Annotated in this window: 7 protein-coding genes and 1 pseudogene; 3 read left to right on the top strand and 5 right to left on the bottom strand. The window is 66.7% G+C overall.

Features of this window, described 5'->3' with window-relative positions:
* The 5 genes and pseudogenes from ACFW0H_RS29900 to gntR all read right to left on the bottom strand — a co-directional run.
* A pseudogene (locus ACFW0H_RS29900) lies at window positions 1–368 on the bottom strand (glucose-6-phosphate isomerase); the annotation flags it as partial.
* A gap of 300 nt (window positions 369–668) precedes the next feature.
* The gene (locus ACFW0H_RS29895; protein ID WP_422917448.1) at window positions 669–1,307 is read right to left on the bottom strand and encodes a bifunctional 4-hydroxy-2-oxoglutarate aldolase/2-dehydro-3-deoxy-phosphogluconate aldolase; all 639 of its coding nucleotides are present in this window, start codon (window positions 1,305–1,307) and stop codon (window positions 669–671) included.
* 291 nt (window positions 1,308–1,598) lie between these two features.
* Window positions 1,599–2,432: a D-hexose-6-phosphate mutarotase gene (locus ACFW0H_RS29890; RefSeq protein ID WP_422917447.1), complete on the bottom strand. Its 834-nt coding sequence runs from the start codon at window positions 2,430–2,432 to the stop codon at window positions 1,599–1,601.
* A 62-nt stretch (window positions 2,433–2,494) separates the two neighbouring features.
* The gene (gene edd / locus ACFW0H_RS29885; protein ID WP_422917446.1) at window positions 2,495–4,321 is read right to left on the bottom strand and encodes a phosphogluconate dehydratase; all 1,827 of its coding nucleotides are present in this window, start codon (window positions 4,319–4,321) and stop codon (window positions 2,495–2,497) included.
* A gap of 52 nt (window positions 4,322–4,373) precedes the next feature.
* Window positions 4,374–5,405 carry an HTH-type transcriptional regulator GntR gene (gene gntR, locus ACFW0H_RS29880; protein WP_422917445.1) on the bottom strand — a complete coding sequence of 344 codons (1,032 nt, stop codon included), beginning with the start codon at window positions 5,403–5,405 and terminating at the stop codon, window positions 4,374–4,376.
* Window positions 5,406–5,605: 200 nt separating this feature from the next.
* Between gntR and ACFW0H_RS29875 the strand changes: the two genes are divergently transcribed.
* The 3 genes from ACFW0H_RS29875 to ACFW0H_RS29865 form a co-directional block, all read left to right on the top strand.
* A complete protein-coding gene (locus ACFW0H_RS29875) occupies window positions 5,606–6,127 on the top strand; it encodes a gluconokinase (protein ID WP_422917444.1) in 522 nt (173 codons plus the stop codon).
* 79 nt (window positions 6,128–6,206) lie between these two features.
* Complete coding sequence (locus tag ACFW0H_RS29870) at window positions 6,207–7,559, top strand: GntP family permease (protein WP_422917443.1); 1,353 nt, start codon at window positions 6,207–6,209, stop codon at window positions 7,557–7,559.
* Window positions 7,560–8,190: 631 nt separating this feature from the next.
* Window positions 8,191–8,378: hypothetical protein (locus tag ACFW0H_RS29865; protein WP_422917442.1), on the top strand; the 188-nt coding region annotated here is incomplete at its 3' end.

Raw genomic sequence — 8,378 nt, 5'->3', positions numbered from 1 at the left:
ATCACGTCCTGGCCGTCCACCCGCACCTTGTCGCCGATGGGGCGGCGCAGCGCGGTGTGCAGCACCGGCCGGCGCTCGGAGCTGTTGATCACCTCGCCGCGGAACATCGCCTGGATCGCCTCGCCCAGTTGCGCTTCCTCGGCCAGCCGGACCAGCAGGGCCAGGGTGTCGGCGCGCAGCAGGTTCTTCGAGAAGTCCAGCAGCAGGCCGCTGGCGCTGAGACTGAAGCGCTGGAAACGCTCGGGGTCTTCGGCGAAGGCCTGGCGCAGGTTGAATGACTGCATGGCCTTGCGATGGGCGGCCAGGGCCTGCCAGCTTTCAAGGCGGGTCGCGTCGATCGGGGCCAGGTGGTGGGGTTGGCTGTTCACGGTAGTAGCACCTGCAGTAAGGGTTGCAACGTCGACGGGCTGAACATTGGAACCTGTAGGGGCGAATTCATTCGCCAAGGGGTACGCAGTGCCCCCCAGGGGACTGGAAAGGCAGGCCTGCGGCCTGCATGGCGAATGAATTCGCCCCTACAACGGAGCATTTCATCCGCAATGATTTGCTCAGCCCAGGCCGTAGGATGGGTGGAGCCTGCGATACCCATCATTCACCGCCGATGGGTATCGCTTCGCTCGCGGGACGCCGCCCGACCCATCCTACAAATCTGCTCTTGCGGCCAGACCTCAGCCCAACAGCGCCAGGGCCTCGGCCGTGGTCTCCTGGATGCGCTGCCAGTCGCCGTTGCGGATCCACGCCTTGTCCAGCATCCAGCTGCCGCCCACGCACATCACATTGTCCAGCGCCATGTACTCGCGCAGGTTATCGGGATTGACCCCGCCCGTCGGGCAGAAACGGATGCCCGGGAAGGGGCCGCCGAAGGCCTTAAGCGCCTTCACCCCACCGGATATCTCCGCCGGGAACAGCTTGAAGCGGCGATAGCCCAGGGCGTAGCCAAGCATGATCTCCGAGGCGCTGCTGATCCCCGGCACCAGCGGCAGCGGACTGTAGACGCCGGCCCGCAGCAGCTCGGCGGTGCAGCCCGGAGTGACCACGAACTGCGCGCCGGCGGCTTCGGCCTCGGCCAGCATCCACTCATCGAGCACGGTGCCGGCGCCGATGCACAACTCGGGGCGCTGCTCGCGCAGGGTGCGGATGGCGGCCAGGCCGTGTTCCGAGCGCAGGGTCACTTCAAGGTAGGTCAAGCCGCCGGCGGCCAGGGCGTCAGCCAGGGGCAGGACGTCTTCCTCACGCTCGATAGTGATAACCGGGAGGATACGCGCTGCACCGCACAGGCGGTCGATGATATCGACCTTCTCGACCATGCTGGGCACGGTCACTCGACGGTCTGCCGGGATATTGGGGAGGCTGGTCACGGAGTGATCCTTCGGGCTCGGAGCCGGTGGTTTTCAAGTGGCAGAGGCGGTAGGTGCCCGATCAGGCTCCACACCACCAAAATCTAGTTAAATACCTACATTAAATCCTAAATTAAGGACATCAAGCAGGTAACAGCGAATCAATGTAGTAATACTAACCACATATCATGAAACCCCGCATTACCTTTCAGCAGGAAATCACGACGCGTCCACGGTAATGGCGCGACATCAGGCCAGCCCTCAATCCACCCAGGCCTTCAGGCACAGGCGCCCTTCTTCGCCCGGCGCCAGGGTGACGCTGTTCTCCCCGCAGGCGGCCGCTTCCACGGCGACGAACCCCAGGCCCTCCGCCCAGCTCACATCGCCGAGGGGACGGCTGCCGGGATGCCAGACCACGGTGTCCGGATTGCCGCTGCCGTCCACGCGGATTCGCCGACGCCAGTCGGGGTCCTGGATGATTACTTTGCCGCCCCGGCGAAACACCCTGTGGCAGCCATCGACGATGCGCAGCTCCCCTTCCTGACGGCACGGTTCGCGCCCCAGCAGGTCGTTGCCCTCGGCGCCATCCAGCCCGAGCAGGCCTATCCGCGCCACATCACTGACCCGCCAATAGGCATGCAGGGCATGGCTGAGCATGCAGGGCTCGCTGTCGCGATGGTGGGTACGCAGCTGCAGGCACATCCGGTCGCCCAGCTCCGCCTCCAGCTCCACCAGCCAGTCGTGCAGCTCCAGGCGCCAGCACAGGCGCACGCCGTCGTCGCAGGACTGCTTGTCCACCAGCCGCCAGTCGGAAAGCCGGGCCCAGCCGTGGTGAGGCCAGCCGCTTTCCATCGGATGGCGGCCGAACCAGGGCCAGCACACCGGTACGCCACCACGGATGGCGCCGATCTTCGGCCAGCGCGAGGCGCACCAGAGCAACGACCGCTCACCGCGCGGCTGGAAATGCAGCAACTGCCCGCCCTGGCGGCTGAACACCGCCTGGCAGCGCGGGTGCTCCACCAGCAGCAACTCGCGCCCCTGATGTTCGGACCAGCGAAAAGGCTGGCCCGCGGGCGCGCGCAGCAGCCCCTCCAATGGCGAGGTCTCCGGCTTGCCGGTCCGCGCGTCGCGCTCCGGTGCCCGGGATACAGCAGGTTTCACGTCAGGCTTTCCAGGTTGCGGGTGAAGGCACTGGCGCCCTGCTCGGCGCTGCTGAAGGCCTCGCGCATGAAGGCGAACAGCTCGCGGCCGGTGCCGACGTTGGGCTCCAGGTCCCAGCGGGCCGGCTCGCGGGCGGCGAATTCGGCGGCGTCCACCAGCACGTCCAGGGTGCCGGTGGTGCCGTCCACGCGCACCCGGTCGCCATCGCGCAGGCGCGCCAGCGGGCCGCCGTCGACGGCTTCCGGACACAGGTGGATGGCCGCCGGGATCTTGCCCGAGGCGCCGGACATGCGGCCGTCGGTGACCAAGGCGACCTTGAAGCCACGGTCCTGCAGCACCCCGAGGTAGGGGGTCAGCTTGTGCAGCTCGGGCATGCCATTGCTGCGCGGGCCCTGGAAGCGCAGCACCGCCACCAGGTCGCGCTCCAGCTCGCCGGCCTGGAAGGCGGCGGCGAACGCCTGCTGGTCGTGGAACACCCGCGCCGGCGCTTCCACCACCTGGTGTTCCGGCGCCACCGCGGAGACCTTCATCACCCCGCGGCCGAGGTTGCCCGCCATCACCCGCAGGCCGCCCTCCGGCGAGAAGGGCCGCGCCACCGGGCGCAGGATGCTTTCGTCGAGGCTCTGGCCGGCGCCGTCGCGCCAGACCAGTTGGCCGTCGGCGAGGAACGGCTCCCGGGTGTAGCGGCGCAGGCCACGGCCCGCGACGGTGTTGACGTCTTCATGGAGCAGCCCGGCGTCGAGCAGCTCGCGCACCAGGAAGGCCACGCCGCCGGCGGCGTGGAAGTGGTTGATGTCGGCCTTGCCGTTGGGATAGACGTGGGCCAGGGTCGGCACCACCGCGGAGAGGTCGGCCATGTCCTGCCAGGTCAGCTGGATGCCGGCGGCCTGGGCGATGGCCGGCAGGTGCAGGGTGTGGTTGGTGGAGCCGCCGGTGGCGTGCAGGGCCACCACCGCATTGATCAGCACGCGCTCGTCGACGATCTCGGCCAGCGGCAGGAACTGCCCGCCCTGCCGGGTCAGGCGCGTCACCTGGCGCGCCGCTTCCACGGTCAGCGCCTCGCGCAGCGGGGTGTTGGGGTTGACGAAGGAGGCGCCCGGCAGGTGCAGGCCCATCATCTCCATGAGCATCTGGTTGGTGTTGGCGGTGCCATAGAAGGTACAGGTGCCGGGGCTGTGGTAAGCGGCCATCTCCGAGGCCAGCAGCTCGTCGCGGCTGGCCTTGCCCTCGGCGTAGCGCTGGCGCACCTCGGCCTTCTCCTTGTTGGACAGGCCCGAGGGCATCGGCCCGGCGGGCACGAAGATCGACGGCAGGTGGCCGAAGCGCAGCGCGCCCATCAGCAGGCCGGGGACGATCTTGTCGCAGATGCCGAGGAACAGCGCCGCGTCGAACATGTTGTGGGACAGCGCCACGGCGGTGGACAGCGCGATCACCTCGCGGCTGGCGATGCCCAGTTCCATGCCCGGCTCACCCTGGGTGACGCCGTCGCACATGGCCGGCACGCCGCCGGCCACCTGCCCCACCGAGCCGATCTCGCGCAGGGCCTGGCGGAGCTTCTCCGGGTAGTCCTCGTAGGGCTGGTGGGCCGAAAGCATGTCGTTGTAGGCGGTGACGATGGCGACGTTGGCCGCATCCATCAGGCGCAGGCGTTGCTTGTCGTGACCACCGCAGCCGGCCACGCCGTGGGCGAAGTTGGCGCACTGCAGCTTGCCGCGCTGCGGCCCTTCGCTGGCCGCCTGCTGGATCATCGCCAGGTAGCGCGCGCGGGTGGCGCGGCTGCGCGCCACCAGGCGCTCGGTTACTTCAAGGATGCGGGGATGCATGGCAGGGGCTCCAGGCAGGAAATGAATGGGAAGACATGGCGCACGTGGCGGCTCAGGTGCTCTCGCGCACCACCAGCTCGAAGCCCATGTCCTGCACCGGCTCCTCGACCTCCTTGCCGGCGATCAGATTGAGGATCAGCTCCGCCGCACGGCGGCCGATGGCCTCCCTTGGCGTGCGGATGCTGCTCAGGCGCGGCACCATGAAGGCCGAGCTGGGCAGGTCGTTGAAGCCGAGCACCGCCACCTGTTCGGGAATCTTCACGCCGAGGCGCGCGGCCTCCAGCAAGGCCCCGTGGGCCAGGTCGTCGTTGCCGAAGAAGATGCCGTCGATCTGCGGATGGCTGGTCAGCAACTGGGTGAACAGTTCGCCACCCAGTCCGACCGATGAGGGACGCGGCGTGAGCAGTTCCAGGCCCGGGTCATACAGGCCCGCCTTCTGCAGCACGCGGCGGAAGCCTTCACCGCGCAACAGGGTGCGCTGGTCGAGTTGCGCGCCGACGAAGGCCAGGCGCTTGCGCCCGCGCGACAACAGGTGTTCGGCGGCCGTCGCGCCCGCATGCAGCTGGGAGAACCCCACGCAGTGCAGCCCCGCCCCGGTGTCCAGGTCCATCATGTAGACGCAGGGCACGCCGCTGGCCTCGATCATCCGCCGCGAGCTTTCCGTCCGCTCGAAGCCGGTGAGCAGCAGGCCGCGCGGCTGGTAGGCGAGGTAATTGCGGATCAGGTCCTCCTCCTCGTCGCGGGAGTAGTGGAAGTTGCCGATCAGCACTTCAAGGCCCTTGGGCCGCAGCACGCCATGGATGGCTTCGAGGGTGTCGACGAACAACTGGTTCGACAACGAGGGCACCAGCACGACCACGGACTGGCTCTGAGCGGAAGCCAGGGCGCGCGCCGCGGGGTTGGCCACGTAGCCCAGCTCGCGGGCGGCATCGCGGACCTTCTGCGCCAGGTCGTCGGCGACCGTGGTGATGCCCCGCAGCGCCCTGGAGGCAGTGATGGGACTGACGCCGGCGCGTTGCGCCACCTCGTTCAGGGTGGGCCGTCCGGTGGTGCGGGCACTCTTTTCGTTGTTGGAGGAAGTCATGGGCCTGCTTGTCAAACAAAAATTCCGCCATTAAGGTAGCGCTGTCTCGACGATTCGGCAAATGCCTGATTGCCCGATAGTCCCGAGAGCCCCCTACGGCAATAGCGGTAATCCACAAAAACGACAAGATGCGGCGATACGGCCTGCTTTTCGCGGTTTCGACTTGAAGAGATAGCGCTGTCTCAGCCCAGAGGTGTCCCATGGTTCAACCCATCAACGCGCTCGTGATCATGGGCGTCTGCGGTTGCGGCAAGTCCAGTGTCAGCGATGCGCTATGCGCTCGCAGCGGGGCCACCGCCATCGAAGGCGACGCCTTTCACCCCGCGGAGAACATCCGCAAGATGAGCGCCGGAATCCCCCTCTCCGATGACGACCGGGCCGACTGGCTGAACCGCCTGAGCGACGAGTTGCGTCAGGCCGTGGCCGCCGGGCAGCGCCCGGTGCTGACCTGCTCCGCCCTCAAGCTGCGTTATCGCGAACGCCTGCGCGCCGCGGTTCCCGGTGTCGGTTTCGTATTCCTCGAACTGACGCCCGAAGTCGCGGCCCGGCGCGTCGCCGACCGGCCTGGCCATTTCATGCCGGCGACCCTGATCGACAGCCAGTTCGATGCCCTCGAACCGCCGCTGGGCGAGCCCCTGACCCTGGTTCTGGACGCTACCGGTGACGTCGAGCAACTGGCCGAAACCGCCAGCCGATGGTGGCTTGACCATACTCCGAGGTGACCGGCCCAAGGTTTGCCTCGCAAAGATAGCGCTATCTCAAAAGCGCAAGTCCACAACAACGACAATATGAGACATCCCCATGCTCGCCATTTCCCATGAGACCTTTCTGCTGCTGGATGCGGTGGTCACCATCCTTGGCCTGATCGTCCTGATCACCCGCTTCAAACTGCACCCCTTCATCGCCCTGATCATCGCCGCCGGCTTCCTCGGCCTCACCTCCGGCATGCCGGCGGAGAAGATCGTCAAATCCTTCCAGGAGGGTTTCGGCAACGTCCTCGGCTTCGTCGGCGTGATCCTGGCGCTGGGCACCATGCTCGGCAAACTGATGGCCGAATCCGGCGGCGCCGACCAGATCGCCCGCACGCTGATCCGCGCCTTCGGCAAGGAGCGCGTGCAGTGGTCGATGATGCTCGCGGCCTTCCTCGTCGGCATTCCGCTGTTTTTCGAGATCGGCTTCGTCCTGCTGATCCCGCTGGTTTTCATCGTCGCGCGACGCACCGGCGTTTCGCTGATCAAGATCGGCATCCCCCTGCTCGCCGGCCTGTCGGTGGTCCACGGCCTGGTCCCGCCGCACCCCGGCCCCCTGCTGGCGATCGGCGTGTTCGGCGCGGATATCGGCAAGACCATCCTCTACGGCCTGATCGTCGCCCTGCCCACCGCGATCATCGCCGGCCCGCTGTTCGGCAGCCTGATCGCCCGTCGCATCCCCGGCAATCCCTCGCCGGAGCTGGTGGAGCAGCTCGCCCACGAACCGGAAGCCAGCAACCTGCCGAGCTTCGGCGTGACCCTGCTCACCGTGCTGCTGCCGGTGTTCCTGATGCTGCTGAAAACCTTCGCCGACGTGGCGCTCCCCGAGGGGCACATGATCCGCGCCTGGCTGGACATGATCGGCCATCCCATCAGCGCCCTGCTCCTGGCCCTGCTGCTGGCGCTCTACACCTTCGGCCATGCACGCGGCTTCTCCTCCAAGCGGGTCATGAAGCTGGTGGACGAGAGCCTCGCCCCGACCGCCGCCATTGTCCTGATCATCGGCGCCGGCGGTGGTTTCAAGCAGATGCTGGTGGCCAGCGGTGTCGGTGATGTCATCGGCCACCTGGCGGTGAGCGCGCAGATCTCGCCGATTCTCCTGGCCTGGCTGGTGGCCGCGCTGATCCGCATCGCCACCGGCTCGGCCACAGTCGCGACCATTACCGGCGCGGGCATCGTGGTGCCGGTCATCGAGCTGATCCCCGGCGTCAACCGGGAGCTGCTGGTACTCGCTACCGGCGCGGGTTCGCTGATCCTCTCCCACGTGAACGATGCCGGCTTCTGGCTGGTCAAGCAGTACTTCAACATGACCATCAGCGAGACCTTCAAGACCTGGACCGCCATGGAAACCATCCTCTCCGTGGTGGCCCTGGTCTTCATCCTGCTGCTTTCGCTGGTGGTCTGAGGCCTGGCCCGCATCTGCCGGGCCTCGCTTCACCAGGCGGCTCCACTTTCGCCATCGGCAGAAAGCGGAGCCGCGCCGGCTTCGGCCGGCAACCGCCCTCCCCCCTGCCCCCGCCCTGCCCCCCGGCCCGATCGCTGCGCGCTCAGGCGCTCCGTGCAAATCCTGTAGGAGATTCCATGTCAATCGACGCGTAGGGTGGAAATCCCTTTTGGGATTTCCACCATCGGGGCCCTGCGTGGCCTCGCTGGTGGATAGAAGAGCGCTATCCACCCTACACGGCTGGCTGTCCGTGCAAATCCTGTGGGAGCGAATTCATTCGCGAATGGCAGCGCCACGCCATCCTACAAGCTTCCCCGCTCCAACCTCGTAGGATGTGGTGGAGCGAAGCGATACCCATCGATCAACCGAGCAATAGACCATTCAGACGAAGTGTCGACAATTTGCTTGCGCAAAATTCGTTTTGCCAATATTTTCCGCAACCACAACAAGGCATTGTCAACAATCCAGATTAGCCCTCTAGCCAACAAGAAGGCGTGTCCAGGAGCGGGCTTCCCTGCCGGCGGATCGAGTGGCCTCCTCGGTCGCCGGCGCCGCTCCGACTTTCAGTTCGCGTCCGACAGGAGAATTCGCTGTGCTCGAAACCTACATCCAACAGAAGAACGCACGCGCCGAAGAAGGGCTGCCGCCCCTGGCGCTGAACGCCGAACAAACCGCAGGCCTGGTCGAGCTGCTGAAGAACCCGCCGGCCGGTGAAGAAGCCTTCCTCCTGGATCTGATCACCAACCGCGTACCGCCGGGTGTCGACGAAGCCGCCTACGT

This window comes from Metapseudomonas cellulosilytica, from assembly GCF_049334135.1.
Lineage (GTDB): Bacteria > Pseudomonadota > Gammaproteobacteria > Pseudomonadales > Pseudomonadaceae > Metapseudomonas.
Note: the sequence above shows the minus strand (reverse complement) of the source record. Positions and strands in the feature narration are given on the sequence as shown.

Coding starts and splice junctions, on each gene's coding strand:
- ACFW0H_RS29875 (WP_422917444.1), top strand. CDS start 5,606: ATGGTTCAACCCATCAACGCGCTCGTGATCATGGGCGTCTGCGGTTGC.
- ACFW0H_RS29895 (WP_422917448.1), bottom strand. CDS start 1,307: ATGGTCGAGAAGGTCGATATCATCGACCGCCTGTGCGGTGCAGCGCGT.
- edd (WP_422917446.1), bottom strand. CDS start 4,321: ATGCATCCCCGCATCCTTGAAGTAACCGAGCGCCTGGTGGCGCGCAGC.
- ACFW0H_RS29870 (WP_422917443.1), top strand. CDS start 6,207: ATGCTCGCCATTTCCCATGAGACCTTTCTGCTGCTGGATGCGGTGGTC.
- gntR (WP_422917445.1), bottom strand. CDS start 5,405: ATGACTTCCTCCAACAACGAAAAGAGTGCCCGCACCACCGGACGGCCC.